This is a genomic window from Thalassospira lohafexi (assembly GCF_002844275.1).
GTDB classification, from domain to species: domain Bacteria; phylum Pseudomonadota; class Alphaproteobacteria; order Rhodospirillales; family Thalassospiraceae; genus Thalassospira; species Thalassospira lohafexi.
On the sequence record NZ_NXGX01000004.1, the window covers coordinates 455,753 to 473,038 of the forward strand.

At 56.9% G+C, this 17,286-nt stretch carries 14 protein-coding genes; 5 read left to right on the plus strand and 9 right to left on the minus strand.

What is annotated here, in order from left to right; genetic code table 11:
* The first annotated feature begins 118 nt into the window (after nt 1-118).
* From COO92_RS11915 to COO92_RS11930, 4 genes are all read left to right on the plus strand, one after another.
* Nucleotides 119-1,249 carry a quinone-dependent dihydroorotate dehydrogenase gene (locus tag COO92_RS11915; protein WP_101302356.1) on the plus strand — a complete coding sequence of 377 codons (1,131 nt, stop codon included), beginning with the start codon at nt 119-121 and terminating at the stop codon, nt 1,247-1,249.
* Nucleotides 1,250-1,409: 160 nt separating this feature from the next.
* A complete protein-coding gene (locus COO92_RS11920) occupies nt 1,410-2,291 on the plus strand; it encodes a TIGR01459 family HAD-type hydrolase (RefSeq protein ID WP_101302358.1) in 882 nt (293 codons plus the stop codon).
* A gap of 23 nt (nt 2,292-2,314) precedes the next feature.
* Entirely contained in the window at nt 2,315-2,857 is a 543-nt protein-coding gene (locus tag COO92_RS11925; protein ID WP_133125063.1) for a hypothetical protein, read from the plus strand.
* Nucleotides 2,850-3,044: a hypothetical protein gene (locus tag COO92_RS11930; RefSeq protein ID WP_101302360.1), complete on the plus strand. Its 195-nt coding sequence runs from the start codon at nt 2,850-2,852 to the stop codon at nt 3,042-3,044. Before COO92_RS11925 ends, COO92_RS11930 begins: the two co-directional genes overlap by 8 nt.
* Before the next feature lie 199 nt (nt 3,045-3,243).
* On the opposite strand, the gene COO92_RS11935 is transcribed toward COO92_RS11930, so the two are convergent.
* Together COO92_RS11935 and COO92_RS11940 are read right to left on the minus strand one after the other, a co-directional pair.
* Nucleotides 3,244-4,125, minus strand: a complete 882-nt coding sequence (locus COO92_RS11935; protein ID WP_240626414.1) for a DMT family transporter — start codon at nt 4,123-4,125, stop codon at nt 3,244-3,246.
* 287 nt (nt 4,126-4,412) lie between these two features.
* The gene (locus COO92_RS11940) at nt 4,413-5,336 is read right to left on the minus strand and encodes a D-amino-acid transaminase (protein WP_240626415.1); all 924 of its coding nucleotides are present in this window, start codon (nt 5,334-5,336) and stop codon (nt 4,413-4,415) included.
* Nucleotides 5,337-5,913: 577 nt separating this feature from the next.
* On the opposite strand from COO92_RS11940, the gene COO92_RS11945 reads away from it, so the two are divergent.
* Complete coding sequence (locus COO92_RS11945) at nt 5,914-6,837, plus strand: arylamine N-acetyltransferase family protein (protein ID WP_206186402.1); 924 nt, start codon at nt 5,914-5,916, stop codon at nt 6,835-6,837.
* 82 nt (nt 6,838-6,919) lie between these two features.
* Here the strand turns inward: COO92_RS11945 and COO92_RS11950 are convergent, their stop codons facing one another.
* The 7 genes from COO92_RS11950 to COO92_RS11980 form a co-directional block, all read right to left on the minus strand.
* On the minus strand, nt 6,920-10,585 hold the full coding sequence (locus COO92_RS11950; protein ID WP_101302363.1) for an autotransporter outer membrane beta-barrel domain-containing protein: 3,666 nt from the start codon (nt 10,583-10,585) through the stop codon (nt 6,920-6,922).
* Nucleotides 10,586-11,012: 427 nt separating this feature from the next.
* Complete coding sequence (locus tag COO92_RS11955) at nt 11,013-12,134, minus strand: ABC transporter ATP-binding protein (protein ID WP_101302365.1); 1,122 nt, start codon at nt 12,132-12,134, stop codon at nt 11,013-11,015.
* Between the two features lie 13 nt (nt 12,135-12,147).
* Nucleotides 12,148-12,999 (minus strand): carbohydrate ABC transporter permease, encoded by an 852-nt coding sequence (locus tag COO92_RS11960; RefSeq protein ID WP_022732114.1) that lies wholly within the window; start codon nt 12,997-12,999, stop codon nt 12,148-12,150.
* Nucleotides 13,000-13,011: 12 nt separating this feature from the next.
* A complete protein-coding gene (locus tag COO92_RS11965) occupies nt 13,012-13,971 on the minus strand; it encodes a carbohydrate ABC transporter permease (protein ID WP_101302366.1) in 960 nt (319 codons plus the stop codon).
* A complete protein-coding gene (locus COO92_RS11970) occupies nt 13,950-15,218 on the minus strand; it encodes an ABC transporter substrate-binding protein (protein ID WP_101302368.1) in 1,269 nt (422 codons plus the stop codon). Before COO92_RS11970 ends, COO92_RS11965 begins: the two co-directional genes overlap by 22 nt.
* A gap of 49 nt (nt 15,219-15,267) precedes the next feature.
* Nucleotides 15,268-16,455 carry a PLP-dependent transferase gene (locus COO92_RS11975; RefSeq protein WP_101302370.1) on the minus strand — a complete coding sequence of 396 codons (1,188 nt, stop codon included), beginning with the start codon at nt 16,453-16,455 and terminating at the stop codon, nt 15,268-15,270.
* Nucleotides 16,439-17,161 carry a FadR/GntR family transcriptional regulator gene (locus COO92_RS11980; protein ID WP_022732118.1) on the minus strand — a complete coding sequence of 241 codons (723 nt, stop codon included), beginning with the start codon at nt 17,159-17,161 and terminating at the stop codon, nt 16,439-16,441. The genes COO92_RS11975 and COO92_RS11980 overlap by 17 nt, the downstream gene beginning before the upstream one ends.
* Nucleotides 17,162-17,286 lie beyond the last annotated feature (125 nt).

Genomic DNA, 17,286 nt, shown 5'->3' on the forward strand with positions numbered 1-17,286 from the left:
GGCGAGCGAGACGTGAAGCAGAGCATCTGCACAGCGTGGTTTTGCCATTGATCCTTGCCCTGCCAAGCGCACGCGCGTAAGAAAAGGGCTGGTGTTTGAAGTATCAAGGAGCTGTCGCGTGGGGTGGTATAAGTCACTGGTTTTGCCGATTGTCCGCTGGATCGATGCGGAGACTGCACATGGTCTGGCGATCTGGGCGTTGAAAAACAATCTGGTGCCGCGCGCCGATGATGCAACCGATGCGACGCCCAGCCTTGAGACCGAAGTCTTTGGGCGCAAGTTTGCCAATCCGGTTGGTCTTGCCGCCGGGTTTGATAAAAACGGTGAAGTGCCCAATGCGGCGTTATCGCACGGGTTCGGTTTTGTTGAAATCGGATCGGTGACCCCCGAACCGCAGGCAGGCAATCCCAAGCCGCGTCTTTTCCGGCTTTATTCCGACCGCGCGGTGATCAACCGCATGGGGTTTAATAATGACGGGGCCGATGTTGTTGCTGCCCGACTTCGCAAGCGTGCCCGGCGCGGTGTACTGGGGGCGAACCTTGGCAAAAACAAATATTCCGAAGATGCCGCGTCTGATTACGCCAAGGGGGTCGAAGCCCTTGGCCCCTATGCCGATTATCTGGTGGTCAATGTTTCTTCGCCCAACACGCCGGGCCTGCGCGCGCTTCAGGGCCGTGCGCCGCTTGAAAAGCTGCTGCGTGCGGTGATCAAGGCGCGCAATAGTTTTGCCAAGGGCGTGCCGGTGGTGCTTAAGGTGGCACCGGATTTGACCGATGAAGATAAATCCGACATTGCCGCCGTGGTGCTTAAGGTCAAGCTGGATGGGATGATCGTTTCAAACACGACAATTGACCGTCCGGTAGGGCTTAATTCCTATGATCAGGATGAAAAGGGCGGTCTTTCCGGCCCGCCGTTGATGGCGCCATCGACCAAGGTTCTGGCTGATTTTTACCGTCTGACCGAGGGTAAAATTCCATTGATCGGGGTCGGCGGGATTGCATCGGGCAAGGATGCCTATGAGAAGATCCTCAATGGTGCGTCGCTCGTGCAGCTTTATTCTTCGCTGGTCTATCACGGGATGGATCTTGTCACCGAGATCAAGGAAGACCTTGTGCGCCGGTTGCGCAAAGACGGTTTTGCCAATGTGAGTGACGCGGTCGGGGCGGCCTTCCCGGAAATTTCGGGCAAGGGTGTTCCGGTGGATGAGGTGCGCGCGGCGAAGGAAGCGCAGGCGGCGAAGAAGAACTGAGCTTGCGGTGCGAGGTTCCCGTACCCGCCTTCGCGGGCACAGGCTCTTCGCGGGAATGACAGTGCCAAACCAAACGTTTGAACCCAGTTTCCCGTCATGCCCGCGCAGGCGGGCATCCATCTGCCAAGCAAGCAACATTTGAATAGAAACGGAAACACATATGCCGACCACCCCTTATAAAATGATCAATGGCCTGTCTGAAGTGATCGGCAATTATGATGCCGTGATCCTTGATCTTTGGGGGGTGGTGCATGACGGGGTGACACCCTATCCAAGCTCCATCCCGGCGATGGAAGCGCTTAAAAAGGCCGGTGTGCCGGTGGCGTTGTTGTCCAACGCGCCGCGCAGATCATCCGTGGTGACGGCGCGCATGGAAGAGATGGGCATTGCGCGCGATTTATATGGTCCCGCCGTGGCGTCGGGCGAGATTGCCTATCATCAACTGCTTAGTCGGACTGATCCGTGGTATGCGAAACTTGGACGCAAGGTGTTTCGCACCGGGCCTGTGCGCGATCATTCGATGTTTGAAGGTCAGGATGTCGAGGTGGTCGATCATCTTGAGGATGCCGACTGGTTGCTGTGTACCGGCCCGAATGATGATGATGCCAAGGTTTCAGACTATGAAGACATGCTGCATGCGGCCAAGGCGCTTGATCTGCCCATGCTGTGCCCCAACCCGGACCGTGAAGTGATCCGGGGCGGGGTGCGCATCATTTGTGCCGGGGCGATTGCCGGGCGGTATGAAGAACTTGGCGGCAATGTCCGCTGGGAAGGCAAGCCGCTGGCCAGTGCCTATGACTTCTGCCTGCAGGCGTTTGATAAGGGCCCGGATGCGAAGTTGCTGGTGGTCGGTGACAGCATTTCGACCGACATTACCGGATCGAACAATGCCGGGCTGGATGTGGTTCTGGTGACGGGTGGCATTCATGCCGAGGAACTGGATGCCCCGCGCGGGACGTTGCCCGACAAAGGCAAGCTGGATGCGCTTTTGGCGGCGACGGATCGGCATATTACCTATGCGATGGGGGATTTCTGCTGGTAGAGGCGTTTTACAGACCTGAACTAGTGGAAGCCTTGAGATTGCTCTCTGAGGCGTCGGATGTCGTGCAGCAATGCGGTCATAAAAGACCCGTTCTCGTCGGTGGAGCTGCTGTTGAGCTGGCCACTCTTGGAGAACTTGTTTCCGGTGATCTTGATATTGTCACGCCATGGCAGCAGATATTTGAAGAGGCACTTGAGGATGTCGGTTTCGAACGCAGTGTTGGGCCCGGATCTTTTTCACGCGGTTTTCAGCACACGACGTTGAAGGTCGGGGTTGAGGTTGTTGACAGCAAACTGATGGATGGGCGTGGGAGTTATGACCGTGTTTATCTCCTGCGTTTGGATGCGGGGCATAGTGTTTCGGTAATCTGTATTGAAGACCTTATCGCTGATCGCCTGGGCCAATATAATAGTCCTCCTCACTATGATGAGGAAATGCTCCATCAGGCTGTACGCCTGTACCAGCTTGCGTTTGAGCTAGATAAACCTTATCTTGATAAGCGTATCGCTGAGGAAACCTCTGGCGATTTTGGTCTGGTCCTATTGGAAAAACATGCGAATGCGTGAGATCACGATTGAAGAATTAGCTGCACGTATCAGCCGGAAACGAGCCGAGTTAGGTTTGTCCGACACTGGTGACGTGCAACCAAATTCAGGTCGTCGTCGCACCGAAAGCAAACGGGCGCTTTTGCGTAATATTGCACGGGCTGCTGCGGAGCGGGGCGAAGAGCCAACGTTCAAGGCGAATTACTGATCCGCACGTATCTGGCCATGTTTGACCCGCTTTTCTGATGGAAGGCGGGTTTTTTGTTTTGGGGTGGTGCTTGCGGGATGAGATCCCCGCCTACGCGGGGATGACGGTACCCAATCCTTATCGTCACACCCGCGAAGGCGGGTGTCTCGATATTCGGGCACGTGCGCTGGGAGATGCCGCGTACATAGCTTGGCATCCATCAGCTTTGCGCCTCAACCTTGCTTTCGCGGAAGATGATGAAAATGCCGCTGGCCGTGATGATGGCAGCGCCGACAAAGGTCAGGGCATCGGGTGTTTCGCCCCAGAAAAACCAGCCAAGGCCGGTGGCCCAGATGAGGGCGGTGTAGTCAAACGGAGCAACGGTAGGGGCTTCGGCAACCCGGAAGGCCTGGGTGATCATGGTCATGCCGCCGGTGCCAAAAAATGCGATGGCGGCAAACAGCCAGAGGTCTTCGGCGCGGATTGGCGTCCAGAAGAACGTGACGATGGAGCCGGTCAGAATGGCGCTGGTGGCACTTAAGTACAAAAGCAGCGTCCACATGCTTTCGCGGGTATCGACAAAGCGGGCACTGAGCATCAAAAGCGCATAGGTAAAGGCGGTCGCAACCGGCAGGAGCGAGACCGCCTCAAAACTTGCCGCACCGGGGCGGACAATCACCAATACCCCGACAAAGCCAATCACAACCGCAATCCAGCGTCGCCAGCCAACCGGGGCGATAAACAGGGCGGCAATTGCGGTGATGAACAGTGGGGCGACAAAGGCAATGGCGGTGGCCTCGGCCAATCCCATGAGGTGGATGCTGGTAAAGAAGAGAACCGTTGCGGTAATCCAGATCAAGCCGCGCAGGAAATGCACGCCAATGCGATGAGATCGAAGGGCACGCCGCCCACCCATTTTAAGCGCCAGTATCACGGCAAAGGGCAGGGCGATGACATTGCGCAGGAAAATGATCTGGATCGGGGAATAGTGATCCATCAGGCTTTTGGCCAGACCATCATTGATGCACAGGAATGCGACCCCGGCACACATCAGAAGGATGCCGGTCAGGTTGTTGTTGCGCGGATGTGTGGCGTTTTCCAATGGTGGCGTTTCCGTTTTGGGGCGCATTGATGTGTGGGGCATCGCGCAAGTGACTTCAAAGCTTTAAGCCAATCGAACGCCTTAGGCCAGCATAGAAAAACGCCGCCCCGAACAAGGGACGGCGTCAGTTTGTTGGCAAAGCCCGGATTTGATCAGAACCGTCATTCCGGGCACAGCGCAGGTCCGGAATCCATAGCCAGTTGCAAGGGCAATAGATTCCCGCCTTCGCGGGAATGACAGTCAGGCTTTATCAGGCCCTGTCCACAGATCAAAGCGGGGGCGTGTCATCAGATCGCGGTGGCGCGGTTGGCGTCGATGTAAATTTCGCGCAGGCGTTTGGCAATCGGGCCGGGGACACCGTCGCCGATTTTCTTGCCATCGATTTCAGCAACCGGACAGACAAAGGCCGAGGCCGAGGTCGAGAAGGCTTCTTTGGCGTTCTGCGCTTCTTCCAGCGTGAAGTGGCGTTCTTCGACTTTAAGCTGGAGTTCCTCGGCACATTTCAGGACCGATGCGCGGGTGATGCCGTGCAGGATGTCGGTCGAAAGTTCGCGGGTGACGATGGTGTTATCCTGCGTCACGATATAGGCGTTGTTCGACGATCCTTCGGTGATGAAACCATCGAGTAGCATCCAGGCATCATCCGCCCCCTTGCTTGCGGCTTCGGTTTTAAGAAGCGACGCATAAAGAAGCTGCACGGTTTTGATGTCGGACCGGCGCCAGCGGATGTCGGGGAAGGTGACGATTTTCTGACCGCGTTCGGCCAGGGCCGATTTGATCAGCGATTTGCTTTGGGTAAACATCACGATGGTTGCCGGGGTTTTCGGGTCAATCGCGAAATCACGATCGCCAGCCGAGCCGCGCGACACCTGAAGGTAAATCAGGCCTTCGGTGATGTTGTTGAGCTTGACCAGCTCGCGGTGGGCTTCAAGAAGCTGATCGATGTCGGGCTTGAATTCGAATTTCAGTTCCGAAAGCGAACGTTGCAGGCGGGTCATATGGCCCTTGAAATCAATCAACTTGCCATCAAGCACCGAGGTTACTTCATACACGCCATCGGCAAACAGGAAGGATCGGTCAAAGATCGAAATCTTGGCTTCGGTTTCTGGCACGAACTGGCCGTCAACATAAACAGTACGCATGGCAACTTCCCCGATACGATGGCGGACGATTGAAATTCCGCAAGTGATGGATGTAAGCGACGTTTCCATGGCCAAACCCCGCGTGGTGTTGGCACCACAGGGCGTGACCGTTTGGTCCGACACTATTTAGGGAAACAATTATCACAGTGCGAGGCCGTCTGTCGTGCGAAAGCTTTATATCTTGCGTGTAAAAGGTGGAAAGTTGCTTTGATACGGCGCAGATGGCGGGCCCATGCAATAATATGCGTGGTAATCGGGCTTTATCGTCGCAGATTGTTCAAATTGTAGATTGTTAGGGTCTGAACCCAATTGAATGCTTGAAATGGTCGCGAGGAATTTGTGCGGATATCAGGAGCATTACGGCAGCAAGGCTCGCTGCCTTGCAAGGTGATGCGACGTAATAGCCCGTGCAAATTCCTCCGATCCGAAGGACATCAGGACACTCTACGACCTGCGGCGTCAATCCCCTTGCCCGGGGCTCCACCCCGCGCTGCGGCGATTTCCTTGCATGTCTTGATTGTTCTGATGCCATTTTAAACATTCAATTGGGTTCAGGCCCTAAAATTCCTTTTGACCCTAACATAAGTTGAGGTTTTATCGTCCTGTTCATGAGATGAAAAACATCGTTGGGAAATGGAGCCCTGTAATGAACAACCCTCTGCCAGTCGTGAACCAAATGTCGGTTGTTAACGACCGCGACGCATTGCAAAGCCGGATCAATGCCAGCTGGGCCATGCCGACCCGTCGCCCCAAACAGCACGTTGATCTGGATGCCTATTTCGCGCGGATTGGCTATGACGGCCCACGCAATGCAACGCTTGAGGTTTTGCAGCGCCTGCATGCGCTGCATCCGGCCAATATTCCGTTTGAGGCGATTGATGTGTTTAACGACAAACCGATCAGCATCGCGCCAGAAAAGATCGACCAGAAACTGATCCATGACGGGCGCGGCGGATATTGTTTTGAGCATAATTCGCTGTTTGGCCGGGTGTTGCGCAGCCTTGGCTTTGAGGTTGAAGGACTGGCGGGCCGGGTTTTGTGGGGCTTTGGCGACGCCGATATGCCGCGTCCACGTTGCCACATGGCCAACCGGGTGATGATTGATGGCGACGCGTGGCTTGCCGATGTCGGGCTGGGCGGGTGTGTGCCAACCGCCCCGCTGATGCTCGACGTTGCAACGCCGCAAGTCACCCCGCATGACACATACCGGGTCCTTAAGGGCGCGCATAGTTACCGCGTGGAGATGGAACGCGGCGGGGTCTGGAAAGCGGTGCATGAGATCGATTATGCCCCGGTGGCTGATATCGATTATGAGGTCATGAACTGGTATGCGTCCGATCACCCCGAAAGCGGGTTTTGCAAGACGCTGATGGTTGCGCGATCCGCGCCGTTTGCACGGTTTACCTTGCTCAATAACCGCCTGACCATCCGGCTTGTTTCGGGCGAGGAAGAGCAACATACCTTAAGCGTGGGCGATATTTCGCAAACGCTGAGAGACATCTTTGGGATTGAACCGGACCCGCGGTGGCAGGGCACCTTTGCAAGAATGATCAAACACAGTCACGGATGAACGGTTGTGCGGTGTTTATCGCGATTGTGAATGATCAGGGGCGGGGCGTTTATGGCGCTCCGCCCCATGATTTTGTCGATGTTTAAAACGCCACCCGGAACCCGGCGGCGAAGGCGTGTTCGGTGCGGGTTTCGGAGAGGGACGGTTGATAATCAGCATACAGGCTCCATCCGTCTTCATCGGCAAGGGCAAAGCCGAGATTGCCGGTCAGGGTATCGCGGTCGGTTTCGCTGCCCGTGACGTTAAAGGAAGATGTCCCGGCAAAGGCCAGGGTGGTGCTGTTACTGGTCGGGCCAAGATGATGGTCCCAGCCAAGACGGAACTGCGGGATAATTGTTTTGCCATTGCCGGTTTCAAACAGGCCCGCCATGCGCAGGCCAAGCCTTGCGGTGCCGGTCAGGGTGCTGTCGGCTTGGCGCGACAGATTGGCCGATCCGGCCCCGGTTTCATTGAAACTGTCTTGATCGTTCCAGAGAACACGCAGCCCGCCATAGGGCGCGATCCGCCAGTTATGGGCAACATCAAATCCCCGGGCCAGTTCAAGGTTGGCATTGAGCGCATTGTCGGTGTACTCCGCCGTGGCCGTCCGATTGATGCCGCCAAAATCAAGATTACGATTGCTGTCATTTGCCGTTCGGGTCCAGCCGGCTTGCCCGGAAAGCTGCAGATCGCGGCCAAGATCGTGTGTGGCGTAAAAACCGGCCATGAGATTGTTGCTATTAAGGGTGGCGTCCCGCCCGGACTGTTGATTTTGGGCGTCGGCATATCCGAAATAGACCCCCAGAATAGTGGTGTCGGAAAGCTGGGTGTCAAAGCCGCCAACCATACCGGTCCATTGGTAATCAGTGGTGTCGGCATTGCCGTCACCGTCGATCCGGCCGGTTGCTCCGATGGCCTGAAGCCAGATGGCGGATGCGGCCTGCGGCCCATTTTCAGAGCCCAGCGAGAGTATGTTTGCATCACTGGCATATGTTTGACTGTCACTTGCCATCGGGCCGGAACTGGCAAAGCCGGTCAGTGCGGCGGGGGACAGGGTGCTGGCGGCGACAAGCGATCCGCTGGTGGTTTGGGCAATGTTGCGGCCGCGGTTCAGGTCGGCAAGGCGTGCGCCGATCTGGCCGGTGGCCTGATGGGTGATGCGGCTATTTAAGGCGGGGGCGGCAGCGAAGATATCGCCTGAGAGCTGTTGAAAGGCGCGTTGTGCCCCGGCATTTGTCAGGCCGAGAATGGCGTTGCTGATGGTGGTGCCGTCCGTGCCCGAAATATTGTTGATCTGGCCAGCGACGGCTTTTTGATTGGGGGTTGTGGCAATGTCGGTGAAGCCGCTGGCGTTGCGGGTCAGTGTCAGGGAGACATCATTGCCGGTGCCGCCGATGGTTGAACGCGCGGCGTCATAAAAGGCGAGCTGATTGTCGATGGTTGCGAAATCGCCGGTAACCGCGTCAACACCATCATTTTCGATGATCACGTAGCTATAGGTGGTTTGACCGGAGAAATTGTTACCCGATACGCCTTTGACCCGCAGCGTCGAGCCGGTGATATCGACTGTGCCATTGACAATGACCTTGTCGGAATTTCCTGCACTATCCACCTCGATCTCGAGGATCGAACCGGCATTGAGAACATAGGCGCCATTGACGGTTTGTGTGCCGATGGAATTGCCCGGCGCGTGAATGCCGCCCGATTGCAAGGTCGTCGCCCCGATAGTGCCGGTGCCGCCAAGGGTACCGCCGTTCTGGACCGTGAAGGCCGAAGACGTGGCAGAGCCGTTAACCGACAATGTGCCACCCGAGACGGTTGTTGCCCCGGAATAGGTGTTGGCCGCACTGAGCGTGACGGTGCCGGTGCCGGTTTTGGTCAGCGTGCCGGTCCCGGCCAGAACGGAACTGATGGTGCCCGACTGGGTCGCAAACGTTCCCGATGATGACAATGTGCCGTTTGATACGGTTGCGCCACTGACCGTGATGGTGCCGGTTCGGGTCTGTGTCGTCGTGCCGAGATCAAGCGTACCGCCGGTCAGATTAAGGGTTCCTGCGGCATTTCCGAGTGTTCCCGATCCTGACAGGGTTAATGTCCCGGCCGAAAGGTTTGTTGCGCCGGTATAGGTGTTGGCCGCACTGAGTGTGACGGTGCCGGTGCCGGTTTTGGCAAGTGTGCCGGTTCCGGCCAGAACGGCGCTGATGGTGCCCGACTGGGTCGCAAACGTTCCCGATGATGACAATGTACCGTTTGACACGGTTGCACCATTGAGTGTGATGGTGCCGGTCCGGGTCTGTGTCGTGGTGCCGAGATCAAGCGTACCGCCGGTCAGGTTAAGTGCCCCGGCAGCATTTCCCAGTGTTCCCGATCCTGACAGGGATAATGTCCCGGCCGAAAGGTTTGTTGCGCCGGTATAGGTGTTGGCAGCACTGAGTGTCAGGGTGCCTGCGCCATTTTTGGTCAGTGCCCAACTGCCGGTTCCGCCCGAGCCGGCCTGATCGGTGATGGTATTGGCAAGGGTTTGTGTGTTGCCGGTATCGGGATTGAAGGTCAGGGTGCCGCTGCCTTGCAGGAAAACACCATCGCCAAAGGCCGATCCGTCCTGGGCCGTGCCCGCCCCGCCGGTTCCGCCGTTTCCGCCGGTGACGGTGTTGTTATTGACGGTCAGGGTTCCGGCAATGGTCAGGGTTGCGCCTTCCATGACAAAGATTGCGCCCCCGGCACCAAGCCCACCACCCCCGGCCGCCTGAGAGATGGTGCCGCTTGTTACACCGTTGCCCGCGCCAAATCCGCCCTGACCGACATCGGCGACGCTGCCAAGGCCGCCACCACCGCCGCCGCCGCCAAATCCGCCGTCGCCCCGGAATGCGCCACCCCCGCCGCCAAAACCGCCATTGCCGATACTGCTGCCGCCACCACCAAACCCGCCATCGGGGTCGGCGGAAAGCCCGCCATCAATGCCGTTGACACCGCCGCCGCCGGCCACGCTGTCGCCGGAACCACCGCCGCCGCCATTGTTGCCGCCAGTACTGCCACCGCCGCCGGAATTGGTGCCATCCCCACCGGCACCTTCGCCCTGGGCGATCCCGTCACCGCCATTGCCACCGTTTGATCCACCGGTTGCCCCGCTGCCAAGGCCGCCACCACCGCCGGCGTTGCCAGCGGCAACCGCGCCGCCATCACCCCCCATGCCGCCGCCGCCGCCGGTGACCCCCGCTGGGGCTTGCGCGCCGCCATCGCCGCCGGTTGCGGCGTTGTTTTGCGCGACAAGATTGCTGATGGTGACGTTGGCGCCATCCTTGACGAACAGGGCCCCGCCAAGCCCGGCGCCGCCACCTGCGGCCTGACCGGCATCGCCGCCAGATGCAACCGCATTCTCGATGGTCAGGTCGTTGATTGCCACGGTGCCGGAATAAACAAACAGGCCGCGAAACGCGTTGTTGCCACTGAGCGTATTGCCATTTCCGTTCAGCGTGATGTTGCTGTTTAGCGCGTTCAGATCACCGCTGGTCAGTGTGATGGTGCCCAGACCGTTCTGGACTTCGATGGTGTTGGTGCCGCCCGCAGCATTGGCATCAAAAATCGCCTGACGCAGGGAACCCGCACCGCTATCGGCGGTGTTGGTTACACTGAAAGTTGCGGCTTGTGCCGATCTTGTTGGTGTGGCGGATAACAGGATCAGGAGAACAAGGCAGCATCGGGCGTGCGCGGAGACACCGCGCCAGTAGGAGAATTGTCCTGTCCGCCAGGAGGGGGGATGCGGATCCATATGACAGCACGCCTTGGGTCATGAGATTGAATGTTTCCCATTCTCTTGGGCGGTTTCTGTGAAGGCCACAACTGGCAATCTGGGGTGAGCGACTTTCTTGTGCGAAAAGTGGATATCGGGTGACACAAAGTGGATATTTATCAGGGTTTATTAATGTAAAAAGACCCTTTGCCCGACGGAATCAGCTCCCCGATTTTGCATCTGCCTCGCGGGTCCGTTCACCAAGACGGAACAGAAGACCGGCAATGCTTTCGGATGTGAGGGGGCGTTCAGGCATGGTCAGTCGGGCATGCTCAGATCGCCCTGCGACAGGCAAATGCCTTTGGGTCGTGCTTCTTGCGGGTTTTTAACAAACCAGCGTTGACCGAAACCGATAAGGGGTGCCGTGGATGATGGGCGGGGCGTTTATCGCACCCCGCCCTGTTTTTTAATCGCGGTGGCCCGGATGCGGTTCGATAACCGGGGGCAGGCGCAATTCGGACTTGGTGTCAAAGACATGCACTTTTTCCATGTCAAAGCTGACGTGAATGGTGCTGTCGACGGCATAGTCCGGGCGGTCCATGGTGAAAATCTTGATCGGTTTGCCCGCCAGTGTGGCATGGACAAGGGTCGAAAGACCCATCGGTTCGATCAGATCGATACGGGCGGCTAAACCCGAATTGGCGTCGGGCGCAATCGTGATGTGTTCGGGCCGTGCGCCAAGGGTGACGGCCTGATTGTTTGTTGCCCCGCGCGCGGGCAGAACCGCAACCAATGATCCATCTGACAGACGGATGCCCGCACCATCAGCGCCATTATCGTCCTTGGTTTCATAAGTGCCTTCGAGGAAGTTCATGGCAGGCGAGCCGATGAAGCTGGCGACGAAGATGTTGGCCGGGTGGTCATAGATTTCGACGGGGCTTCCGACCTGCTGAATGATGCCGTCATGCATGGCGACAATCCGGTCGGCCATGGTCATGGCTTCGATCTGGTCATGGGTGACATAGACCGATGTGGCACCCAAACGACGGTGGAGTTTGCGGATTTCGGTGCGCATCTGTTCACGCAGGCGGGCATCAAGGTTTGACAGTGGTTCATCAAACAAAAAGGCCTGCGGTTTTCGGACAATCGCACGCCCCATGGCAACACGTTGGCGCTGCCCACCCGAAAGTGCCTTGGGGCGGCGTTCAAGCAATGCGCTGAGCCCCAAGATGTCGGCGACATTGGTGATGGCGTCAGCGATTTTTTCCTTGGCGGTTTTGCGCAAGGTGAGCGCGTAGCTCATATTTTCGGCCACCGACATATGCGGATAGAGCGCATAGGACTGAAACACCATGGCGATATCGCGGTCTTTGGGTTGCAGGTCATTGACGACATTGCCAGCGATTGAGATATCGCCCGATGTGATGTCTTCCAGCCCGGCGATCATGCGCAAAAGCGTTGATTTGCCACAGCCCGACGGGCCGACAAGGACGATGAATTCACCGTCGCTGATGTCAAGATCAATGCCGTGCAGCACATCAACCGCACCGTAACTTTTGCGGGCATTTGCAATTTCAATAGAAGCCATAAAAGTTGTCCTCTTATCCTTTGACCGCGCCTGCTGTCAGGCCCTGCACCAGATAACGCTGGATCAGCAGGAAGAACAGACAGGCGGGAATAAGTGCCAGCACACCAGCAGCCATCATCTGGCCGAAATCGACGCTGAATTTTGAGACGAACGACAAAAGACCAACCGGGAAGGTGGACGCGGACTCACTGCTGACCAGCATCAGGGCGAATAAAAGTTCGCTCCAGGCGGCGGTGAAGACAAAGCCAAGGGTTGCCGCCACACCGGGAAGGGTGAGTGGCAGAATGATCGCGCGGAACGCCTCAAACCGGGTGTTGCCGTCAATCATCGCGGCTTCTTCGAGATCCTTGGGAATGCCGTCAAAGAACGACTGCATCAGGAAGGTGGCAAACGGCACGTTAAAGGCGGTGTAGACAATGATCAGCCCGGTCAGGCTGTCGGTCAGGCCAAGCGGGGCCAGAATTTTAAAGATCGGCGCGATCAGCATGACCAGCGGGAACATCTGCGTGATCAGCATCAGGGCGACGATGATCACCTTGCCGCGAAAGGCAAAGCGCGAAAACGCATAGCCGGTCAGGGCGGCGATTACGGTTGTCACCGCCGCCGTTGTGCCCGCGACAATCACGGAATTCATGAAGTAATGGGGGAAGTTGCTTTGGGTCAGAACGAATGTGTAATTGTCCCACGTGGTGCGTGACGGCCACATCCGCACACCTTCGGTATAGAGGATGTCGTTTGGCGTCACGGACACCTTAAGCAACCAGTAAAGCGGAAACAGCGCAAAGATCACAAAGGCGGCAATCATCAGATAATGACTGCCCCAATAGAGCATTTTACGCGTTGATGTGTGTCCGGTCAGGGTCATTTGGGGATTTCCCTAGTTATCTGAGTGCGTCATGGCACGACGCAGCGCAATCACGCTGAGCGCATAGGCCAGCAACAAGACCAGAAGGACTGCGGCAATCGCCGATGCATAGCCAAAATCAAGTCGGCGGAAAGCCTGGGTAAAGATGTAGGAGGCAACAATCTGGGTGGAATCAGCCGGGCCGCCCTTGGTCATGACGACAATCAAATCGGCGAAATTGGCAATCCAGATGGTGCGCAGCATCAAGGTGATCGCGATGGTGGGCGCAAGGAAGGGCAAGGTAATGCTGATAAACTGCTGGCGCGTGGTTGCGCCATCAATTGAGGCGGCCTCGTACAATTCCTTGGGGATGGATTGCAGGGCGGCCAGCATGGTGATGGCAAAGAACGGAATGCCAAACCAGATGTTGGCAATGATCGGTCCCCACATCGCAAGATCAGGGTCCGACAGGATGTTGTAAGGTTCGGCCATCAGGCCAAGGGACGTCATCCAGTGGGGCAAGGGACCGACCACCGGGTTAAACATCCATGCCCAGTTGAGCCCCGACAGGAAGGTCGGCACCGCCCACGGCAGAAACACAAGCGCCTGAATGAGACCACGGCCCAAAAAGGCCCGGTTGAGCAGAAGGGCCAGAATAAGACCAAGGCCAAACTGAAACACCAGCGATCCAAACGTCCACCATGCGGTGTTGGCCAGTGCGCCCAAAAACGCCTGATCAGACATCAGGGTTTGGAAATGGGCCATGCCGACAAAGCCGCCGCTAAACGGATTGAGGATGCGGATGTCGCGGAAGGCATAGCTTAGGCCCAGGATCAGCGGCATCAACATGACCGCAATGATCAGAACCAGTGCCGGGGAGACATAAAGATAGGGTTCGAGAATACCGGAAAGTTTTTTGGAGAAGACCCCCCGTCTTTCGACGGGGAGTTTTCCGGTTTGCGTTGCCAAAGTCACTGCTTTGCCTGCATCCATTTTTGCTGTGCGGCGGTCAGATATTCCGCCCACTGATTGGCGAGTTCTTCAGGACTGATCCGGCCCAGCATGGCTTCCTGACTGGTGCGGATGACCAGACTGTCTTTGAAGAACGCGAATTCTTCAAGGTGGGTCGGCATGACCGTCGGATGGACATCGGGGTCAGACAGCTCGGCAAACCAGCCTTCGAATTGCGGGCTGGCAAAGAACGGGTCGCTTTCAGCACCATCATGGATCGGAAGGGCACCAATGCGTTTGTTCCACGCAAGGTTGCTTTCCTTGGATTCAAGATGGGCAATCAGATCCCATGCTTCGTCTTTGTTTTCGCTGTTGGCAAACATCGACCAACCGGCATAACCAATGGTCGGGAATGCCTTGCCCGATGGGCCTTTGGGCATGGTGGTGACGCCAAAGTCCTCTTCCTTCATGCGGCTTGAAATCGCAATCAGTGCATCGGGGTCCTGATCAAGCATCGCACAGGTGCCCGAATAGAAACCGGCGACGATTTCGTTAAAGCCCCAGTTCAGGCTGTCTTTTGGCGCCAGACCGTCCTTGTAAATATCGACCAGATATTCAAGGCCGTCCTGCCAGCCATCAGAATTAAAGGTGCTTTGTCCGTCTTCGGTAAAGAATTCGTTCGATCCCGCCGCTGTGGCACCAAACATCACCCAGCCATTCAAGCCCCCCGGGCCACCGCGCATGCAGTAACCGGATTTTCCGGGCAGGGCGGATACTTTTTGGGCGGCGTTGCGGAAATCTTCAAGGGTGACGGGAACGTCGGTGACACCGGCTTCCTTGAACAGTTTTTTGTTATAGAACATCGCACGCAGATAGAAGCCATAGGGCAGCATATAGGCGGTGTCGTCGGCCGAGCGGGCAAACTCAAGGGCGCGGTCATTGAGCGTTTTGCCGCCTTCCCAGTCCTTGATATAGGGCTCAAGACTTTCGAGCGCGCCATTGTTGGCATAAAGGGTCAGCCACGTATCGGGCATTTCAACGATGTCGGGGGTTTGCCCGGCCGAGACCATGGTGGCGAATTTTTCAAACGCCTGTCCCCATGGAAGGGATGTGATTTCAACCGTCACGCCCGGATGGGCTTCTTCGTATTGTGCCACAAGGGTTTTAAGCGTTTCGGTGCGTTCCGGGCTGGTGATGACTTCGACCAGCTTTAAGGTTGTGTCGGCATATGCCTGACCCGTCAGTACAATAGAGGTCACACCTGCCAGTAGCGTTGTTTTCCAGTTCATTGTGAAGTTCCCTGTTTTTTTAAACGTTTGGTGTTCTTCTGCCTTGGTATTACTTCAGGCTCGCCTCGATTGCGGTGGCCAGATCAGACCAGAGGTCTTCGGCACTTTCGAGGCCGATGTGCAGGCGGACCAGATTTTCCGGCACGCCAAAGCGCATCGCCGAATTGGGTCCGCCCACTTGCGCCCGCGTTACCAACGCGGGGACAATCAGGCTTTCGTGTCCGCCCCATGACACGCCGATCTTGAAAAAGCGCAGCGCGTCAACAAAGGTCGGGATATCGACCTTTGGCGAAAACTCGAATGAGAAAAGTCCGGACGATCCACTTAAACCCGGTGCGGGTGGGGTCATCAGTCCGGGGTAGTGAACTGCGGTGACCTGTGGGTGGTCGGCAAGGTTTTGCGCAATGATCAGGGCGGAACGTTGATGTTCGCGCATGCGGGCGGGAAGGGTACGCAAGCCGCGCAGCAACAGCCAACTGTCAAAGGCCGATAATTTCGCGCCCAGATAAGGCAGGACGTTGGAGCGGACCCGTCCGATAAACTCGTTTGTCCCGGCAATGACGCCGGCCACCACATCACTGTGCCCGCCCAGGTATTTTGAGGCCGAATGAATGACCACGTCACAGCCAAGGGTTGCTGGCTGACAAAAGATGGGGGATGCCCAACTGTTGTCGATCATGGAAACCGCACCATGATCGCGCGCCGCATCACACAGGGCGGCAATGTCATGGGTGTGGAAGGTCCAGCTTGTCGGGCTTTCAAGGTATAGAACCTTGGCGCCGGGCAGGGCGGCGCGCACTGCATCAATATCGCGACCATCGACATACTCGACGGTGACATTCATGTCGCGCAGGAACATTTCAAAAAACCGATAGGCATCGGGATAGCAATGTTCGACCGAGACAATCCGGTCGCCCGGTTTGACGACCGATAGCACGGCTGACGAGATGGCGGCCATGCCGCTGGCAAGGCCAAGGGCGTCTTCGGTTTTTTCTAACGCGGCGATTTTGTCTTCGAAGGCGCGCACGGTCGGGTTTAGGCCGCGCGAATAGACCGGGCGGATTTTACGCCCGGCATAGGTTTCGATCATCTCGGCGCAATTTTCGAAGGTAAACAGCGAGTTTTGGAAAATCGGTGGCACGACCGCGTTGGCAAAGTGGCTTTCGTCATAGGCGACGACACTTTCCGGGGCGGTGATGGGGGCTTTGGGCGTGGTGGAATTATTGTTGTTCTTCATCAGACATTCTCACGATATCGCGTTCAACGATTTCAAGGATGGCAAGGGTTTGCTGGCGGGCATCTTCGGCGTTGCCTGCAACAATCGCGTCAAACAGCATGCGGTGAAATTCAAACGATTCACCTGCGAAATCAGGGCGGTTGAACGGTTGGGCAAAGAAGCTTTCGAATGCTTCGCGCATCTGGCCCAGAAGTTGTTCAAACAGCGGGTTTCCCGATGCCTTGTAGATCGACAGGTGAAAGACAAGGTCGGCCTGACCGGCGGTGCCAAATTCAAGATGTTCGGCCTCCATCGCATCAAGGGCGGTGCGCATTTCGGCGATGTCGTCGGGGGTAGCGCGTTTGGCGGCCAGCATGCTGGCTTCGACCTCCAGCCCGCGGCGGACTTCAAGGGTTTGTAAAAGGCCGTCGCGCTGGGTGGCGATGGAGAGCGGCATATACAGGGTTTTTTCAGAAACCGGGCGTTTGAGATAGGTGCCCGAGCCGCGTTTGATTTCGACGATGCCAAGCGCCTGCATATGGCCGATGGCCTCGCGGATGCTGGACCGGCCGACTTTCAGCCCGGCCATTAATTCGCGTTCCGGGGGCAGTTGATCGCCGGGTTTTAAATCTGACTGCACGATGAAGTGCGTCAGGGATTCAAGGATCGCATCGCGACGCCCGGACGTTTGTATGGGTCGAATAGTGGCACCTGCCGATTGCGACACATCACACCTTTATCTGATTTCCAAATCGTCTGATTGTCCATTTATCTGGTCAGTTATCAGACGTCAGACCAATTTTGAGATTGAATCGGTTCAAGTCAAGAAAGAATTCAATTTCGGGATATGTT

What these genes read in the sequence shown, in the direction of transcription:
- COO92_RS11920 (WP_101302358.1), top strand. Translation starts at nt 1,410, where the DNA reads ATGCCGACCACCCCTTATAAAATGATCAATGGCCTGTCTGAAGTGATC.
- COO92_RS11930 (WP_101302360.1), top strand. Translation starts at nt 2,850, where the DNA reads ATGCGTGAGATCACGATTGAAGAATTAGCTGCACGTATCAGCCGGAAA.
- COO92_RS11940 (WP_240626415.1), bottom strand. Translation starts at nt 5,336, where the DNA reads ATGGAAACGTCGCTTACATCCATCACTTGCGGAATTTCAATCGTCCGC.
- COO92_RS11945 (WP_206186402.1), top strand. Translation starts at nt 5,914, where the DNA reads ATGAACAACCCTCTGCCAGTCGTGAACCAAATGTCGGTTGTTAACGAC.
- COO92_RS11950 (WP_101302363.1), bottom strand. Translation starts at nt 10,585, where the DNA reads ATGGATCCGCATCCCCCCTCCTGGCGGACAGGACAATTCTCCTACTGG.
- COO92_RS11955 (WP_101302365.1), bottom strand. Translation starts at nt 12,134, where the DNA reads ATGGCTTCTATTGAAATTGCAAATGCCCGCAAAAGTTACGGTGCGGTT.
- COO92_RS11960 (WP_022732114.1), bottom strand. Translation starts at nt 12,999, where the DNA reads ATGACCCTGACCGGACACACATCAACGCGTAAAATGCTCTATTGGGGC.
- COO92_RS11965 (WP_101302366.1), bottom strand. Translation starts at nt 13,971, where the DNA reads ATGGATGCAGGCAAAGCAGTGACTTTGGCAACGCAAACCGGAAAACTC.
- COO92_RS11970 (WP_101302368.1), bottom strand. Translation starts at nt 15,218, where the DNA reads ATGAACTGGAAAACAACGCTACTGGCAGGTGTGACCTCTATTGTACTG.
- COO92_RS11975 (WP_101302370.1), bottom strand. Translation starts at nt 16,455, where the DNA reads ATGAAGAACAACAATAATTCCACCACGCCCAAAGCCCCCATCACCGCC.